The organism is Mycobacterium timonense (assembly GCF_025821985.1).
Taxonomy (GTDB): domain Bacteria; phylum Actinomycetota; class Actinomycetes; order Mycobacteriales; family Mycobacteriaceae; genus Mycobacterium; species Mycobacterium avium.
Genome location: NZ_JACKSY010000040.1, coordinates 14,696 through 31,330 on the forward strand (window position 1 = coordinate 14,696; position 16,635 = coordinate 31,330).

Annotated in this window: 12 protein-coding genes; 7 read left to right on the top strand and 5 right to left on the bottom strand. The window is 69.1% G+C overall.

Annotated elements, in window-relative coordinates:
• From H7I87_RS11225 to H7I87_RS11235, 3 genes are read left to right on the top strand one after another with little or no spacing between them, the layout of a single operon-like run.
• The gene (locus H7I87_RS11225) at nucleotides 1-612 is read left to right on the top strand and encodes an Rv1363c family protein (RefSeq protein WP_033726785.1); all 612 of its coding nucleotides are present in this window, start codon (nucleotides 1-3) and stop codon (nucleotides 610-612) included.
• The gene (locus H7I87_RS11230; RefSeq protein ID WP_009976305.1) at nucleotides 609-1,184 is read left to right on the top strand and encodes an Rv1363c family protein; all 576 of its coding nucleotides are present in this window, start codon (nucleotides 609-611) and stop codon (nucleotides 1,182-1,184) included. The genes H7I87_RS11225 and H7I87_RS11230 overlap by 4 nt, the downstream gene beginning before the upstream one ends.
• A gap of 3 nt (nucleotides 1,185-1,187) precedes the next feature.
• A complete protein-coding gene (locus H7I87_RS11235; RefSeq protein WP_016705470.1) occupies nucleotides 1,188-1,688 on the top strand; it encodes a CAP domain-containing protein in 501 nt (166 codons plus the stop codon).
• 18 nt (nucleotides 1,689-1,706) lie between these two features.
• Here the strand turns inward: H7I87_RS11235 and H7I87_RS11240 are convergent, their stop codons facing one another.
• Complete coding sequence (locus tag H7I87_RS11240; RefSeq protein WP_009976307.1) at nucleotides 1,707-1,952, bottom strand: hypothetical protein; 246 nt, start codon at nucleotides 1,950-1,952, stop codon at nucleotides 1,707-1,709.
• A 165-nt stretch (nucleotides 1,953-2,117) separates the two neighbouring features.
• The gene (locus H7I87_RS11245) at nucleotides 2,118-6,335 is read right to left on the bottom strand and encodes a bifunctional nitrate reductase/sulfite reductase flavoprotein subunit alpha (protein WP_033726786.1); all 4,218 of its coding nucleotides are present in this window, start codon (nucleotides 6,333-6,335) and stop codon (nucleotides 2,118-2,120) included.
• Between the two features lie 332 nt (nucleotides 6,336-6,667).
• Between H7I87_RS11245 and H7I87_RS11250 the strand changes: the two genes are divergently transcribed.
• The gene (locus tag H7I87_RS11250; RefSeq protein WP_003872476.1) at nucleotides 6,668-7,132 is read left to right on the top strand and encodes an LppP/LprE family lipoprotein; all 465 of its coding nucleotides are present in this window, start codon (nucleotides 6,668-6,670) and stop codon (nucleotides 7,130-7,132) included.
• A gap of 228 nt (nucleotides 7,133-7,360) precedes the next feature.
• Nucleotides 7,361-8,779, top strand: a complete 1,419-nt coding sequence (locus H7I87_RS11255) for a nitrate/nitrite transporter (protein WP_033726822.1) — start codon at nucleotides 7,361-7,363, stop codon at nucleotides 8,777-8,779.
• Here the strand turns inward: H7I87_RS11255 and H7I87_RS11260 are convergent.
• The 3 genes from H7I87_RS11260 to H7I87_RS11270 all read right to left on the bottom strand — a co-directional run bounded on the left by H7I87_RS11260 (nucleotide 8,769) and on the right by H7I87_RS11270 (nucleotide 13,640).
• Nucleotides 8,769-10,721, bottom strand: coding sequence for an acyl-CoA dehydrogenase family protein (locus tag H7I87_RS11260; RefSeq protein WP_023881352.1), 1,953 nt, complete (start codon nucleotides 10,719-10,721; stop codon nucleotides 8,769-8,771). The genes H7I87_RS11255 and H7I87_RS11260 overlap by 11 nt on opposite strands.
• 48 nt (nucleotides 10,722-10,769) lie before the next feature.
• Nucleotides 10,770-13,082, bottom strand: coding sequence for an ATP-binding cassette domain-containing protein (locus tag H7I87_RS11265; RefSeq protein WP_033726787.1), 2,313 nt, complete (start codon nucleotides 13,080-13,082; stop codon nucleotides 10,770-10,772).
• A 69-nt stretch (nucleotides 13,083-13,151) separates the two neighbouring features.
• Nucleotides 13,152-13,640, bottom strand: coding sequence for a MarR family winged helix-turn-helix transcriptional regulator (locus tag H7I87_RS11270; RefSeq protein WP_003872472.1), 489 nt, complete (start codon nucleotides 13,638-13,640; stop codon nucleotides 13,152-13,154).
• A gap of 109 nt (nucleotides 13,641-13,749) precedes the next feature.
• Here H7I87_RS11270 and H7I87_RS11275 point away from each other — a divergent pair, with 109 nt between their 5' ends.
• A complete protein-coding gene (locus H7I87_RS11275; protein WP_425270882.1) occupies nucleotides 13,750-15,783 on the top strand; it encodes an ABC transporter ATP-binding protein in 2,034 nt (677 codons plus the stop codon).
• The gene (locus H7I87_RS11280) at nucleotides 15,780-16,634 is read left to right on the top strand and encodes a CbiQ family ECF transporter T component (RefSeq protein WP_011724584.1); all 855 of its coding nucleotides are present in this window, start codon (nucleotides 15,780-15,782) and stop codon (nucleotides 16,632-16,634) included. The genes H7I87_RS11275 and H7I87_RS11280 overlap by 4 nt, the downstream gene beginning before the upstream one ends.
• Nucleotide 16,635 lies beyond the last annotated feature (1 nt).

A 16,635-nucleotide genomic window follows, 5' to 3' on the forward strand; every position in this document is an offset into this window, starting at 1 on the left:
ATGGCCGACGAATCTGATACCCCCTCCGCCGAGGAAAAGTCCGACGCAGCAACACAACTCGACACCGACGAGGGAGACGATCAAGACCAGGGCCGGGTCGCGCGCTGGCGCGAACTCGCCCGGCGGCGACGGCTGTCGCGGGCGGCGACGGTGTTGGCGGTCGGCGCGGTCATGGTGGCGGCGTTGGCCGGGTTGAGCGGCTGGCTGGGCTACCGCGCCTATCAGCAGCACGACGCCCAGGCGCGGCGCAACCTGTTCGTCGCGACCGCCCGTCAGGGCGCGGTCAACCTCACCACCATCAACTACACCCAGGTCGACCGCGACGTGCAGCGGATCCTCGATTCGGCCACCGGCGCGTTCCGCGACGAGTTCGAGCAGCGGTCCAAACCGTTCGCGGAGGTGGTCAAGGCGGCGCAATCGAAATCCGAAGGCACCGTCACCGATGCGGGACTGGAGTCGCAGCGCGGCGACTCCGCCCAGGTGCTGGTGGCGGTCGCGGTGAAGTCGCACACCGCGGGCGGCGACGAGCCGCCGCGGGAATGGCGGATGCGCATCGAGGTCCGATCCGTCGGCGATGACGCCAAGGTCTCCAACGTGGTGTTCGTCCCGTGACCGCGCCGAGCGAGACGGCCCGGACCGCCGCCGATATCCGGGAGTCGGACACCGACCCGCAACCAACGTCGTCGCGGGGCAAACCCTCGATCGCCTGGCCGCGGGTGTTCGGCTACGGCATACTGCCCGGGCTGGCGCTGGTCTTGGCGTTGGGCGCCGGCTACCTGAGGTGGTCGGCCGGATCCGCCGACGACCTCGCCCAGGCTCGCGCCCAGTCAGTGCAGGCCGCCCGTGAGGACGCGGTGGCGTTGCTGTCCTACCGGGCGGATTCGGTGGACAAGGACCTCGCCGCGGCGCGTGACCGGCTGACCGGTGAGTTCAAGGATGCCTACGCCGAGCTGACCCGCCAGGTCGTCATTCCCGGCGCCAAGGAGAAGCACATCTCGTCCGCGGCCAGGGTCAACGCGGCGGCATCGGTCTCGGTCGCCGAAAACCACGCGGTGGCTTTGGTTTTCGTCGACCAAACCGTCACCATCGGCGACGGCGCCCCCACCGACACCCAGCCCGTCGTCCGGATGACCTTGGACAAGGTCAACGGCCGCTGGTTGGTGTCCCGCTTCGAACCGGTGTGAGGCGTGTCGGTATCGGTGAGCCGCGCCGCCCGCCTGATGGCGGGCGCGGTCGTCGTGTCGGCGGCGCTGCCGGTGCCCGCCGCGCACGCCGACAACAAGCGGCTCAACAGCGCCGTCGTCTCCGCCGTCTACACCCTGCAGCACCAGGCGGGCTGCACCAACGACGTGGTCAGGAACAACGCACTCACCCTGGCCGCCGAATGGCACGCCGAGGACATGATCAACAACCGAAACATCAACGACGACATCGGTTCCGACGGATCGACGCCGCAGGACCGGGCCAATGCCGCCGGCTTTCGCGGCAGGGCCGCCGAGACGGTGGCCATCAACCCGGCGATGGCGATCAGCAGCCTCGAGCTGGTCAACCAGTGGTATGCCAACCCGGACGACATGGCGATCATCCGGGACTGCGCCAACACCTCCATCGGGGTGTGGTCGGACAACAGCCTGGACCGCACCGTCGTGGTCGCCGTCTACGGCCAGCCCGATCCGGCCCGGCGGTAGCGGCGCGATCGGTGGCGGCTACCCGCTGGAAACGGACTCGCTCGCCAGCTCGCACACGCACACCTGGCCGCCGCGCCGCCAGGTGCCGAACTGTGTCCCGTGCCTGCGCTTGAGGTGCTGGGCGTAGACCTTGTCGCGTTGATCCCGCGAGAACGCGAAGTCCAGATTGACCGGCAAGCCCGCCCAGTCCACCTGGTCACCGGCCGCATTCTCGGCCACCCCGCCGTATCGCCGGGGGCACTGCAGCGGACAGTTCTTCTTCACGACCCGATCGGGTCCATCACACTCCCGAGCCACGACTACGTCACTCCTTCAGGTGCGCGACCTTTTGAGTGCATGGTGCGATGCGCATGTTTCAGCGGTGGGTGTGCGATGTTTCCGCCGTATTACGAGTTCGACGTCGTCGCGGCTAGTGCGGGCTAGTGCGGGCTAGTAGACGTCGCGGTGGTAGCGCTTGTCCGCGCTGAGCGACTGAACGTAGGCCTTGGCCGCGTCCGGGTCGAGATTGCCGAATTCGCCGGCGATGTCGCACAGCGCCCGGTCGACGTCCTTGGCCATCGGGTCGGCGGTGCCGCACACGTACAGCTGGGCGCCGTCCTGCAGCCAGCTCCATAGCTGCTTGCCGCGGTTGCGCATCAGGTGCTGCACGTAGACCTTGTGTTGCTGGTCCCGGGAGAAGGCGAGGTCCAGCTCGGTGAGAAAACCGTCCTCGCGCATCTGCTCCAGCTCGTCGCGGTAGTAGAAGTCGGTGGCGGCGTGCTGCTCGCCGAAGAACAGCCAGTTGGGGCCGCGGTGGCCGAGCGCGCGCCGCTCCTGCAGGAAGCCGCGGAAGGGTGCGATCCCGGTGCCCGGCCCGATCATGATCATCGGGGTGTCCGGGTCGCTGGGCGGGCGGAAGTTGCTCGACGGCTGCAGGTAGACGGCCACCCGATCGCCGGGGGAGCGGGCGGCGAGGTAAGTCGAACACACCCCGCGGCGCGGCACGCCCTGGAAGTTGTAGCGCACCGGCGACACCGTCAGGTGCACTTCGCCCGGGCAGGCCTTGGGGCTCGACGAGATCGAATACAGCCGCGGCTGAAGGCGTTTGAGCACCCTGAGCCATTCGTGGGCCGAGGCGGACACCGGCAGCTGCGCCAGCAGGTCGATGGACTGCCGCCCCCACGTCCAATCGGCCAGTGCGCGTTTGTTTTCCGGCTTCAACAGCTCGGCGAGTTTGGCGTCGCCGGTACGCTCCTGCACGAAACGCACCAAATCCCGGCTGATGTGCGCGATCTCGATGCGCTCGGTGAGCGCCGAACGCAGTGACATCAGCCCGTGCTCGCCGACCTCGACCGGGGTCTGCCCGTCCAGGCCGGTGACCGCCAGCCACTCGTCGACCAGCTCGTCACTGTTGCGCGGCCACACCCCGAGCGCGTCACCGGCCTCGTAGCTGACGGCGTCTTCCGGCAGGTTGAACACCAGATGCCGCACGTCCTTGGTGGATTTCGGCCCGTTCAACGTGGTGTTGCGCACCATGTCGGTGATGAGCGGGTGCTTTTTGCTGTAGGTGTGCGGCGCGGGCGCGTGCGGGCGGGACGGCGCCGCCACCGGGGAGGTGCGGGCCGAGACGGTCCCGCCGCCGTCGCCGCCCACCGCGGTGGGCGTGCGGGTCAGGGCCTCGATGACGTCAGCGACCCACTTGGCCGCGGCCTGTTCGTAGTCGGGTTCGCAGTCGACGCGTTCGGCGATTCGGGTCGCGCCCAGCTCGGCCAGCCGCGCGTCGAGTTTGCGTCCGTGACCGCAGAAGTCGTCGTAGTTGGAGTCGCCCAGCGCGAGCACCGCGTAGCGGGTGTTGCCCAATCGCGGTGCAGCGTCGCCGGTCAGCGCGCGCCACAGGCCGGAGCCGTTGTCGGGTGCGTCGCCGTCACCGGTGGTGCTGGTGATCAGCAGCAGTTCCCGCGTCGCCGCCAGCTCGGCCGCCGGGAAGTCGTCCATGCTGTGCAGGGCGACCGGCAGCTCGGCCGCCGCGAGTTGCGCGGCGACCTCGGCGGCGAGCTCCTCGGCGTTGCCGGTCTGCGACGCCCACAGCACCACGACCGGGGCCCGCTCGGGCGCGGGTGTGGCACCGGCCGGCGCGGCCGGCTGGGGCGGCTCGGGCAGCGCCGCCTGCTGGGATGCGTCGGCGCGGGAGAACAACCCGGCCAGCAGGCCGTCCACCCACAGTCGGGTGCGGGAATCGAAGGGCGCGCTCGGTGGCAGCGTGGGCACGCCACCGGCGCGGCGGCCGACGTCCGAGCGCAGTCCGGTCAGCATCCCGGCCAGGTACGAGCGGCCGAGCTCGTTGAATTCCGGCTTGAATGACGTTGCCACGCCCAGCAATTCGCCGAGGGCATCGACTTGTGACACGCTGATTTCTCGTACCTCCGTGGGCGCGGATTCCGGTGTGTCGTGGCCCGCCGAAGGGCCGGTTCCGATGGCCGAATCGGGGTGGGAGACGGCGACTTTCGTCAGGGTGACCGCGCACGCCTTGAATTCGGGCTGGTTCGAGATCGGGTCGACCGCGTCGTTGGTGACCGCGTTGATCGACAGATACTCGCCGAAGGCGTCGTTCCAGTGGAACGGGGCGAAGCAGTTGCCGGGCCGCACCCGGTCGCTGACGACGGCGGGCAGCACGGCCCGGCCGCGGCGGGAAGCGATTTCGACGCGGTCGTGTTCGCCGATGCCCAGCCGGGCGGCGTCGTCGGGATGGATCTCGACGAACGGGCCGGGGTTGAGCTTGTTGAGTTTGGCGACCTTGCCGGTCTTGGTCATGGTGTGCCACTGGTGCGGCAGCCGCCCGGTGTTCAACAGGAACGGGTAGTCGTCGTCGGGCATTTCCTCGGGCTGCAGGTGCGGACGGGCGAAGAACACCGCGCGGCCGCTCGGCGTCGGGAAGGCCAGCCGCGGCACGGTGCCGTCCTCGCGGACCAGTTGTGTCTGGCTGACGCCGTCATTGAGGTAGCGGATCGGGTTGCGGTCGGCCGTGCTCTGCGGCGGGCACGGCCACTGCAGCGGCTGCCGGCGCAGCCGCTCATAGCTCACACCGCGCAGGTCGTAGCCGGTCTTCGGGTTCCAGAACCGCTTGATCTCCTCGAACACCTCCTCGGCGCAGCTGTAGCTGAACGCCTCGGAAAACCCCATCTCGCAAGCGATCCGGGCGATGATCTGCCAGTCGGGCATGGCCCCACCCGGCGCCGCGACCGCCGGCTGGGACAGCGTGATGTTGCGCTCGGAATTGACCATCACCCCCTCGGTCTCCGCCCACAGCGCCGCCGGCAACAACACGTCGGCGTATTCGCTGGTCTCCGTGCCGAGGTAGGCGTCCTGGGCGATCACCAACTCGGCGCGCTCCAGCCCGGCCAGCACGGTCTTCCGATTAGCAACGGAGGCAACGGGATTGGTGCAGATGATCCAGCATGCCTTGATCTGCCCGTCGGCCATCCGGGAGAACATGTCGATGGTTCCGGTGCCGACCTCGGTGCGCAGCCTTCCGCGGGGAACACCCCACACGTCTTCGACGAACTCGCGGTCGGCGGCCGATGCCACCGACCGCTGGCCCGGCAAACCCGGTCCCATGTAACCCATTTCGCGGCCGCCCATCGCGTTGGGCTGACCGGTGAGCGAGAAGGGGCCGCTGCCCGGCTTGCAGATCGCCCCGGTGGCCAGGTGCAGGTTGCAGATGGCGTTGGTGTTCCAGGTGCCGTGCGTGCTCTGGTTGAGGCCCATCGTCCAGCAGCTCATGAAGTTGTCGGCCTCGCCGATCAGCTGAGCCGCCGCGCGGATGTCTTGCGCGGGGATGCCGGTGATTTCGCTGACCCGGTCGGGGGTGTACTGCTCCAGGAAGCTGGGCATCACCTCCCAGCCCTCGGTGAACTCGGCGATGAATTCGCGGTCGGTGTGCCCATTTTCGACGATCAGGTGCAACAGGCCGTTGAGCAGCGCGAGATCCGTCCCCGGGGCGATCTGCAGGAACAGGTCCGCCTTTTCGGCCGTCGCGGTGCGGCGCGGGTCGACGACGATGAGTTTCGCGCCCGCCTTGACGCGGTCCATCATGCGCAGGAACAGGATCGGGTGGCAGTCGGCCATGTTGGCGCCGATGACGAAAAACACGTCGGCGTGTTCGAAGTCCTGGTAGGAACCCGGTGGTCCGTCGGCGCCCAGCGACAGCTTGTAGCCGGAACCGGCGCTGGCCATGCACAGTCGCGAGTTCGACTCGATCTGGTTGGTGCCGATGAAACCCTTGGTCAGCTTGTTCGCCAGGTACTGCGCCTCCAGCGACATCTGGCCGGACACGTACATCGCGAACGCGTCCGGGCCGTGCTCGTCGATGATCGCCCGTAACTGTTTCGCGCACCGGGTGATCGCCTGATCCGTGCCGATCGGTTCGAGCGGTTCGCCGCGGCCGGCCCGCGCATGCGCCGAGTCCATCCGGCCCGGCGCGGCGAGCAGGTCGGCGGTGGTGGCCCCCTTGGTGCACAGGCGGCCGAAGTTGGCCGGATGTTCTTTGTTGCCAACCGACTTGGCGACGTGACGGCGCCCGGTTTGCGGATCGGTTGTGATCTGCAACACCATGCCGCAGCCGACGCCGCAGTAAGCGCACATGGTGTTCACGGCGTTCTCCGGCGCCATGGACTCCCTGGCCACGCTTACGTCCCTCCGTCGAGTGTGCACGGGTTAGCTCGCTAACGAGTGAGTTCATTGTGGGGCAGCCATGTTTCGGCACCGCTGCCCGAAATTTCCCCCCGTTTACTTCTTCCTCTCAACGGCAGGCACGCCGGTGTGAAATCGCCGGGGAGATTCAGGGCTTGGGATCGTGTTACCGCAGGTCATCGTTGACCATCTGCCCCGGCTGAGGGTACTCACCGCTGCCCGCGCCACGCTTCTTCGAACGGGCTTTTTGACCAAACCGACGGGACATTCACAGTCTTCGCTAAGCTCACCGCGTGCGTCGGCTCACTGTGATGGTGTTGGTTTTGCTGGCCTCCGGTTGCGGCTGGAAGCCACCGGCGCCGCCACAGGCCCGGCCGGACACCTGCAAGGCCTCCGACGGGCCGACGGCCGACACTGTGCGACAGGCGATCACCGCGGTTCCCATCGCGATCCCCGGCACCATCTGGGTAGAGATCGGGCGCGGCCACACCCGCAATTGCCGGTTGCACTGGGTGCAGATCATCCCCACCATCGCCAGCGAGTCGACTCCCCAACAACTGCTCTTTTTCGACCACAACACGCCGCTGGGCACCGCCACCCCGAACGCAAAGCCGTATATAACCGTGCTACCGCCCTCGGATGACACCGTCACCGTTCAATACCAGTGGCAGAAGGGAAATGATCAGCTGTGCTGTCCCACCGGGATCGGAACGGTGAAGTTCCGGATCGGGCCCGACGGCAAACTGCAAACCATCGGCAAGATCCCGAATCAATAACGGCCGCGGGCTCGCGATCGCCCCAATGTCGTTGGGCAACAAGGTGATCGCCATGACACAGCGGACGGCCACGGGGCGCCGGCCCGCGGGAACTCACAGCTTGCCCTCAGTGAGTTCTTACCGGGAAATGCCGCTTTACTCGGAAAGCGCTGGCATCCTTGACAACCGGTGCCCGGTGCGGTGGTCGGGCGACGTGTCGTGGGTGCCAATCGGCAGAAGGCGGGTTTGATGGCACGGACGCGACGCATCGCGCATTGGGATCCCGAGGATCTGGTGGCCTGGGAAGCGGGCAACAAGCTCATCGCCCGGCGCAACCTGATCTGGTCGATCGCCACCATGCACGTCGCCTTTTCCATCTGGTACCTGTGGTCGGTGATGGTGCTGTTCATGCCGCAGGCCCGCTACGGTTTCACGACCGGCGACAAGCTGCTGGTGGGCGCCACCGCGGCACTGGTCGGGGCGCTGGTGCGCATCCCGTACGCCATGGGCACCGCGCGGCTGGGCGGTCGCAACTGGGCCGTGCTGTCGTCGCTGGTGCTGCTGATCCCCACGCTCGCGGCCATCGTGCTGCTGGCTCACCCAGGGTTGCCGTTGTGGCCGTATCTGGTGTGCGCGGCGCTGACCGGCTTGGGCGGCGGGAACTACGCGGCCGCGCTGGCCAACGTCGAATCGTTTTTCCCGCAGCGGCGCAAGGGGTTCGCGCTGGGTCTCACCGGAGGCGTCGGCAATCTCGGCGCGGCCGGCATCCAGGCGGTCGGACTGGTGGTGCTGGCCACCGCCGGTAACCAGGCGCCGTACTGGGTGTGCGCCGTCTATGTGGTGCTGCTGGCGCTCGTCGGGGTGGGCGCCGCGCTGTTCATGGACAACCTGGACCATTCCGTCGAGGTCGGTCACGTGCGCTCGGTGCTGACGGTGCCCGACACCTGGACGATTTCGTTCCTGTACATGTGCGCCTCGGGCTCGTTCATCGGATTCGCGTTCGCCTTCGGCCAGGTGATAGCCCACAACCTGATCGCCGGCGGGCAGACGCACGGGCAGGCCGCGCTGCACGCCGCCGAGATCGCCTTCGCCGGGCCGCTGCTCGGATCGATGGCGCGGGTGGTCGGCGGCAAGCTGGGGGACCGCTTCGACGGCGGCCGGGTCACCCTGACCGTGCTGGCCGCCATGATCGTTGCGGGCGGCTTCCTGGTCGCGGTGAGCACGCACGACGACCTGACCCGCCCGTCCGGCGCCCCGGTGTCGCTGTACACGACCGCCGGCTACATCGCCGGCTTCATCGCGTTGTTCATCTGCTGCGGCGTCGGCAAGGGATCGGTGTTCAAGCTGATCCCGTCGGTCTTCGCGCAGCGCAGCCGGGCGTTGGAGCTCGGCGACACCGAACGACGCCACTGGGAACGGGCCCGGTCGGCGGCGCTGATCGGCTTCGCCGGCTCGTTCGGCGCGCTGGGCGGCGTGGTGATCAACCTGGCGCTGCGCCAGTCCTATGCCAGCACCGGCAGCTCGACGCCGGCGTTCGGCGCCTTCATGCTGTGCTACGTCGCGGCGGCGGCCCTGACCTGGGCCAGATATGTGCGCCCACGCCGGGCGCCCGAGCCGCGCACCGCGCCGGACTGGCAGCCGATGGCCGAGCAGCCGGTCAGCTCGTGAGGGCCTCCGACAGGTTCTCCGGGTGCAGCATCTCGGCGTAGCGCAGCCGCTCGGGGATCCCGAAACCGTCGACCAGGGTTTGGGCGTGCGGCCGCAGCGCCCGGCAGCGGTCATTGATGCCCCGGGTGACCGCCTTGGCGCGCTCGGTGGACAGGTAGCGGTGCTCGATGTACCAGGCCTTGTCGTCCTCGATCACCGACAGCGCGTACAGGTCGCACAGGATGCCCAACAGCTCGCGGGCCTGCTCGTCGGGGCAGCCGTCGATGCCGGCGACGAACGCTTCCAGCACCACCCGGTCGATGTGCGCGCTGGCCGCGTGCAACACATGGTCCTGCACCGAGTTGAACGCGTCGAATTCGGACATCTCTTTCGATTTCGCCTGCAGCCGCCGCGCCACCGAGGCCAGCAGATACTCCTCGCGGTCTTCGAACATCTTGATCTGGGTGCCGCGGTTGAACAGGCTGCCCTCTTCCTCGCTGTCCTGCCGGGCGTCGACGATGGTCTGGATGATCGTCTCGGCCGCGGTGCGTTTGATGACGCGATTGCCAACGGCGTTGGCGGCGAAGCGAACCCATTCGACCGGACTCATGCTCTTGATGTCGTCGGCGTAGGCGGTCAGCAGCTCCTTGGCCACCAGCTGGGTCAGCACGTGGTTGTCGCCCTCGAAGGTGGTGAACACGTCGGTGTCGCCGCGCAGCGCGATCAGCCGGTTCTCGGCCATATAGCCTGCGCCGCCGCAGGCCTCGCGGGACTCCTGGATCGCCCGCGTCGCATGCCAGGTGTTGGCGGCCTTCAGCCCGGCCGCGCGCGCTTCCAGTTCGCGCTGCTCGTCGGCATCGGGATCGTCGGCGCTCTGGATGTCGTGGCACTTGCTGACCAGTTCGTTCTGCGCGAACTGCAGCGCGTAGGACTTGGCGATCAACGGGAACAACCGCCGCTGGTGCACCAGGTAGTCCATGATCAGCACCTCGGAGTCGCCGTCCGGGGTGGTGAATTGCTTGCGCTGCAACGCATATCGGGTGGCGATGTCCAGCGCCACCCGGCCCGCCGCACCGGCGCTGCCGCCGACCGTGATCCGGCCGCGAACCAGCGTGCCCAGCATGGTGAAGAACCGGCGGTTGGGATTCTCGATCGGCGAGCTGTAGGTGCCGTCCGGGGCCACGTCGCCGTACTTGTTCAGCAGGTTGACCCGGGGCACGCGGACGTGGTCGAACACGATGCGCCCGTTGTCCACCCCGGGCAGGCCGCCCTTGTATTCGCAGTCCGAGGTGGTCACCCCGGGCAGGTCGTTGCCGTCGGCGTCACGGATCGGCACCAAGAGGCAGTGCACACCGTGATTGAGCGGCTTGCCGTCTTCGGTGGTGATCAGTTGCGCGAATACCGCTGCCACCGTGGCGGTTTCGGCGGCCCCGCCGATGTAGTCCTTGCGGGCCGACGGGGTGGGGGAGTCGATCACGAACTCCTCGGTCGCCGGGTCGTAGGTGGCGGTCGTCTCCAGCGACTGAACGTCGCTGCCGTGCCCGGTCTCGGTCATCGCGAAACAACCGCGCAACTCCAGGCTGATGATCTTGGGCACGTAGGTCTCGTGATGGCGCTCGGTGCCCAGGTTCTCCACGGCCCCGCCGAACAGGCCCCACTGCACCCCGGCCTTCACCATCAACGACAGGTCCGACATCGCTAGCATCTCGATCATGGTGATCGCCGCGCCGACATCGCCGGTGCCGCCGTGTTCTTTGCGGAAGCCGTCGGCGGCCGCGCCGAACGCCGCCATGATCCGCATCTGCTCGGCCACCTTGGTGCGGGCGATCACGGTGTTGGGGGTGTAGTGGGGACGGAACAGGTCCTCGCTCAGCGTCTCCCGCATCCGGTTTCTGACGTCACGCCAACGCCCGTCCAGTGCGTTGCGCAGATGTTCGGCTGTGCTTGTCGTTTCTGGCGCCATGAACCGACCGTAACGTGCGCGTCGCGTCGCCGGAACAACGACGACAATTCATGTCGCCGAACGGATCTTCCCGGGTGAGCGCAACCGGTAGAGGGTCACGCCCGCGGCGGCGACGCCGAACAGCACGAGCATCACCATGTCGAAGACCCACCAGCCGCTGTAGTGCGTCCAGGTCTGGGCGTTGGCGGCCAGCGGGTCGATCCGGCGCAGGTTCACCGTGGACGCCGACGCGGCGAAACCCCACCGGGCCGGGACGAGCCAGCTGATCTGCTGCAGCCCCCACATGCTGACCAGCTGCACCAGGCTTCCGTTGAACAGCACCGCGGCCAGAATCACCGGCACCAGCAGCGGCAGGACTTCGCCCAGCGACTTGCCCAGCGCCGACAGCGCCAGGCCGATCACCGCGGACACCATCGCGGTGACCGCCACGGCGACGTAGAGCTCGAACGTGGCGTCGTGCAGCACGACGGCGCCGTACACCGGAGCGCCCTTGACGGCGATGACGACGGCGAACATGACGGCCGCCCAGAGGGCCGCGGCCAGCGCGTACACGGCGACTTTGGCGGCCAGGTAGGCCGGCGCGGACAGCCCGACCTGCTGTTCGCGGCGGTAGACGCGATGCTCCCGGACCATGGCCGGAACCGTCAGCGCCGTCCCGATGATCACCGCGGCAACGTTGAGCAGAGCCAGGATTTCGATGGCCTCGTGCGCGTTGGCACTGCTCGGCGCGGGCCGCGCCAGGCCCGAATCGCCGGGGATCAGCAGCGTCAGTCCGGCCAACACGAACGGCAGCAGCGCCAGGAATGCGAAGTAGAGGCGATTGGCGAGCAGCAGCCGGATCTCGCGGCGGGCCACCCACCGCACCTGCCGGGGAACCGGCAGCGCGGCCGGCGGCGCCCACGGCGCCGCGACCTCCGGCGGGATGGTCGGCGCCGCGGATTGCGGCCGCGCCCGAAACGCGCGATGGGCGCCGTCCGGATCGGCGCCGACCCGGGCCAGCACCGCCGACCAGTCGGCGCTGCCCATCGCGGACTCGGCCTGCAGCGGCGTCCCGAGATAGGCGACCTTGCCGGCGGCGGTGAGCACCAACACCTGATCGCACATGTTGACGTCGGTGAGCGACGTGCGCGACGAGATCGCCGCCACCACGACGCAGCCGAGATTGGCCTGGCGGCGCAGCACGGCCATCACGTGGCGCTGCTGCGCCGCGTTCAGCCCGGCGGTCGGCTCGTCCACCACCAGCAGGCTCGGTCGCGTGACGAGCTCGATCGCCAGGGCGGTGCAGCGCCGCACCTCGGGCGCGAGTTTGCGGATCCTGGTGTCGCGGTGGGCGGTCAGGTCGAGTTCGTCGAGCACCTGGCCGACCACCCGGTCGCGTTGCTCCGCCGAAGTCTCCGGCGGTAGCCGCAATTCGGCGGCATAGCGCAGCGCTTGTTCGACGGTGAGCCGCCGGTGCAGGCGCTCCTCGCGCGAGACGACTCCGATGCGGGCGCGCATGGCCGCCGGTTCGGCGTGTACGTCGTGTCCGTCGACGGTGACGCGCCCGGAGCTGGGCGTCCGGGTGCCCGCCAGCAGCGCCAGCAGCGCGGCATTGCGCGCCGGGGAGGGTCCGATGACCGCGGTCATGGTGCCGGGCTTCGCCGTGAATGAGATGCCCGACAGCGTCTCGTGCCCGTCGACGGACAGCCCGAGCTGATAGGCCACCACGCCGGTGGTGCGGGCGGCGGTGCGCAGCGGCAGCCGATGGGTGGAGTTGGCTTCGTCGGTGCGGAACGACGGGCGCTGGGCGCGCAGCTTGGAGGTGATCATCCGCTCGATCAGGCCCGGGCCCTTGGGCGGCTCGGGCGCCGGCGCGGGCGGGGCCGGCGGCGGAGCGGGAGGGGGAGGCGGTGGAACGGGTGGCGGCGCGGCTGCGAGCATGCGCTGGGTGGCGCTTTGGGTCGGCACCCTGGGGTCGGGGGCGGTCGGCCGGCCCGGCGGAACAGGCGGCGCGCCCGGGGGATTCGGCGGCCGCGCCGCCGAGTGTCCCGGGTCGGCGACCTGGAAAACCAGCCGCGGGCCGTGCCGGGGATCTTCGATGGTGATGGCCAGGCCGTCGCGGATCTCGACCGTCGGGACCCGGGATCCGTCCAGGAAGATGCCGCGGTGGCTCAGGTCGATGGCCACCCAGTGGGCGCCGGTGAAGCGCAGCACCACGTCCACGCGCGGCGCCGGGGGTGGTTGCGGGGCGAGGCGTTCCAGCGGGATGTCACAGCCGGGGCCGTAGCCCACCACCACGTCGCGACCGGGGGCGAAGACGTACCTGCTCGGTCCGGCCCATACGGTCAGCGAGGCCGGAAGCGCCGAAGCCTCGGTCGGCATCGCCCCACCCTTTCGTCACCGGTCAGTTCGACTACGTGTCTACCCTCGCGCCAGGTCCGGCCACCAGCCTCAGGACGTCTGGCGCCGGCCCGCCAGCGAGGACGCGAGGGAGGCGTTGTCGAGCAGCCGTCGCAACACGTCGACCGCCTGCCGCAGCACCTGCCGGTCTTCGGCGTCGAGCAGCGCCAGCTGCGGTTGGATCGCGGCGGCCCGGTCGGCCCGCACCGCGTTCAGGGTGCGCCTGCCCTCGGCGGTGATGCGGATCCGCACCGCGCGCGCATCGCCGGGATCGACCGTTCGGGTGACCAGGCCCGCTTCCTCGAGTCGGCGCACCTGCGTCGTCATCGTCGGCTGCGAGCAGTGGTCGACGGCGGCCAGGTCACCGATCCGGGCCTCGCCGTGAGCTTCGATGGTTGCCAGCAGCCTGGCCTGCGCTGCCGGCAACGGCATCTGGATGCGCTGGGTGGCCAGCCGGTTGAGCCGCGCGACCACGGCGAGCAGGTCGGCCCCCAGTCCCTGCCCTCCCTCGAGCTTTGCGGTGTCGACGACGTTGTCCATGTCTCCATGGTTGCATAGCTTTGCTAAGCGTGGCCTCAGCGTGGGCGCGTGCCGTGCGGAACACCTTCTTCAGCGGACACTCCCGCGGCGGGCTGGCAGAATCGCCCAAGTGACCTTGCTGCGTTTTCGGCCATCCGGACCAGGGGCACTGCGGCCGAATGAGTTGGCACAGGCCGCGGTCATGGGGGCCCTGTGTGCGGCGATCGAGATCCTCGCCGCGGTAATCCCATTCGCTCAGGGACTGGGCGTGCTGGGCACCGTGCCCATGGGATTGCTGGCTTACCGCTACCGCCCCCGCGCGCTGATGGCCGCGACGGTAGCCGGTGGGGTGATCGCGTTCTTGATCGCCGGGCTGGGCAGCCTTTTCATGCTCGTCGACTGCGCCTGGGTCGGCGGATTGTGCGGAATCGTCAAACGCAAGGGTCGCGGCACGCCGACGGTCGCGTTGTTGTCGTTGATCGCCGGCGTGCTGTGGGGCGCCGGATGGGTCGCGGTGTTGGCGGTGCTGACCCGGCTGCGTCATCTGTTCTTCGACGTCATCACGGCCAACGCCAACGGCGTTGCGACCTTCCTGAACTGGATGCACCTGCAGGGGGTGGGCGCAGGGCTGAAGCGGTACGTCGCCGACGGGCTGCAGCACTGGCCGCTGCTGATCTTCCCCTACATGATCCTGTTGGTCGTCGTCGTCTCGTTCATCAGCTGGTCGGCACTGTCTCGGCTGCTGGATCGGATGCGCAAGATCCCCGACGTGCACAAGCTGGACCCTCCCGACGACGGGCAAGCCGCCATCGGGCCGGTTCCGGTGCGGTTGGAGAACGTGCGGTTCCGTTATCCGGGTGCCGAGCAGGACGCGCTGCGCGAGGTCAGCCTGGACATCCAGGCCGGCGAACACGTCGCGGTCACCGGCGCCAACGGCTCGGGCAAGACCACCCTGATGCTGATCCTGGCCGGCCGGCAACCGACGTCGGGCACCGTGCACCGGCCCGGCGCGGTGGGACTCGGCGAGGTCGGCGGCACGGCAATTGTGTTGCAGCACCCCAAAAGTCAAGTCCTGGGCACCCGGGTCGCCGACGACGTGGTGTGGGGTCTGCCCCCGGGCACCGACATCGATGTGCACCGGTTGCTGCGCGAAGTCGGCCTGGACGGGCTGGCCGAACGCGACACCGGAAGCCTGTCCGGCGGCGAGTTGCAGCGGCTGGCGCTGGCGGCGGCGCTGGCGCGGGACCCGAAGCTGTTGATCGCCGACGAGGTCACCACCATGGTGGACCAGCAGGGCCGAGATGCGTTGCTGGGCATCCTGTCTGGTCTCGCGAAACGGCATCAGACCGCCCTGGTGCACATCACCCACTACGACAACGAGGCCGCGTCCGCCGACCGCGTCATCAAGCTCAGCGACTCACCGGACAACGCCGTCGCCGCCGAAACCAACGCCGCGGCCGCGCCGGCCGTCGCCGTCCAGCACGGTTCGGGGGTGCCCGTGCTGGAGCTCATCGACGTCAGCCACGAATACGCCAGTGGCACACCGTGGTCCAAGGTCGCCCTGCGCGATGTCAGCTTCGTGGTGGAACAGGGCGACGGGCTGTTGATCCACGGCGGCAACGGCTCGGGCAAGTCGACGCTGGCCTGGATCATGGCCGGGTTGACCACTCCCACCAGCGGCAGCTGCCTGATCGACGGCCGGCCCACCCACGAGCGGGTCGGCGAGGTCGCGCTGTCGTTCCAGTCGGCGCGGCTGCAGTTGATGCGCGATCACGTGGACACCGAAGTGGCGTCGGCTGCCGGCTTTTCGCCCACCGACCAGGACCGGGTGGCCGAGGCGCTGATCTCGGTCGGACTGGATCCGGCGATGGGCAAACGGCGCATCGACCAACTCAGCGGCGGCCAGATGCGCCGGGTGGTGCTGGCCGGCCTGCTGGCCCGGTCCCCGCGCGCGCTGGTGCTCGACGAGCCGCTGGCCGGGTTGGACATCGGCAGCCAGCGCGGCCTGCTGCGGCTGCTGGAAAACCTGCGCAGAGAACGGGGTTTGACGGTGGTGGTGATCTCGCACGACACCGTCGGGCTCGAGGAGCTGTGCCCGCGGTCGCTGTACCTGCGCGACGGAGCCCTGCAAACGGCGTCCACCGCGGCGGGGGGAATGCCGTGACCGCGCCCTCGGACACCAAGTCGGCGGCCGGCCGGACTCGGCGGCCGCCGCGACCGGTGGTGCTGCTGGTCCCGGTGCCCGGCACCTCGAAAATCCACGAATTGTGGGCCGGCACCAAACTACTTGTGGTGCTGGGTGTTTCGGTGTTGCTGACGTTCTTTCCGGGGTGGGTGACCGTGGGGTTGATGCTGGCCCTGCTGGTGGCCGCGGCCCGGCTGGCCCACATTCCGCGCGGCGCGCTGCCCTCGCCGCGGCGCTGGATCTGGATCGTGCTGGCGGTGGGCGGCATCACGGCCGCGCTGGGTGCCGGGAGTCCGGTGGTCTCGATCGCCGGGCTGCACATCGGGTTGGGTGGAACGCTGCACTTCCTGCGCGTCACCGCCTTGTCGATCGTGTTGATCGGGCTGGGCGCGATGCTGTCGTGGACCACCAACGTCGCCGAAATGGGGCCCGCCCTGGCCACTTTGGGACGCCCGCTGCGGTGGCTGCGCATCCCGAGCGACGAATGGGCCGTCGCGCTGGCGCTGGCGCTGCGCGCCTTCCCGATGCTGATCGAAGAATTCCAGGTACTCTACGCGGCCCGTCGACTGCGCCCCAACCAGACACCGCGCAGCCGCCGGGCCCGCCGCCGTCAGCAGGCCCGGGACATGATCGACTTGCTCACCGCGGCAATCGTCGTGACGTTGCGACGCGCCGACGAGATGGGCGACGCGATCACCGCCCGGGGCGGTATCGGGCAGCTGTCGGCCGCCCCGGCGCGACCGAAACTCGCGGACTGGGTGACCCTGGCCATCACCGTCGCCGCCGGCGCCATCGGGGTGGCGCTGGACTCGATGATCCCCTTCCAGTAGG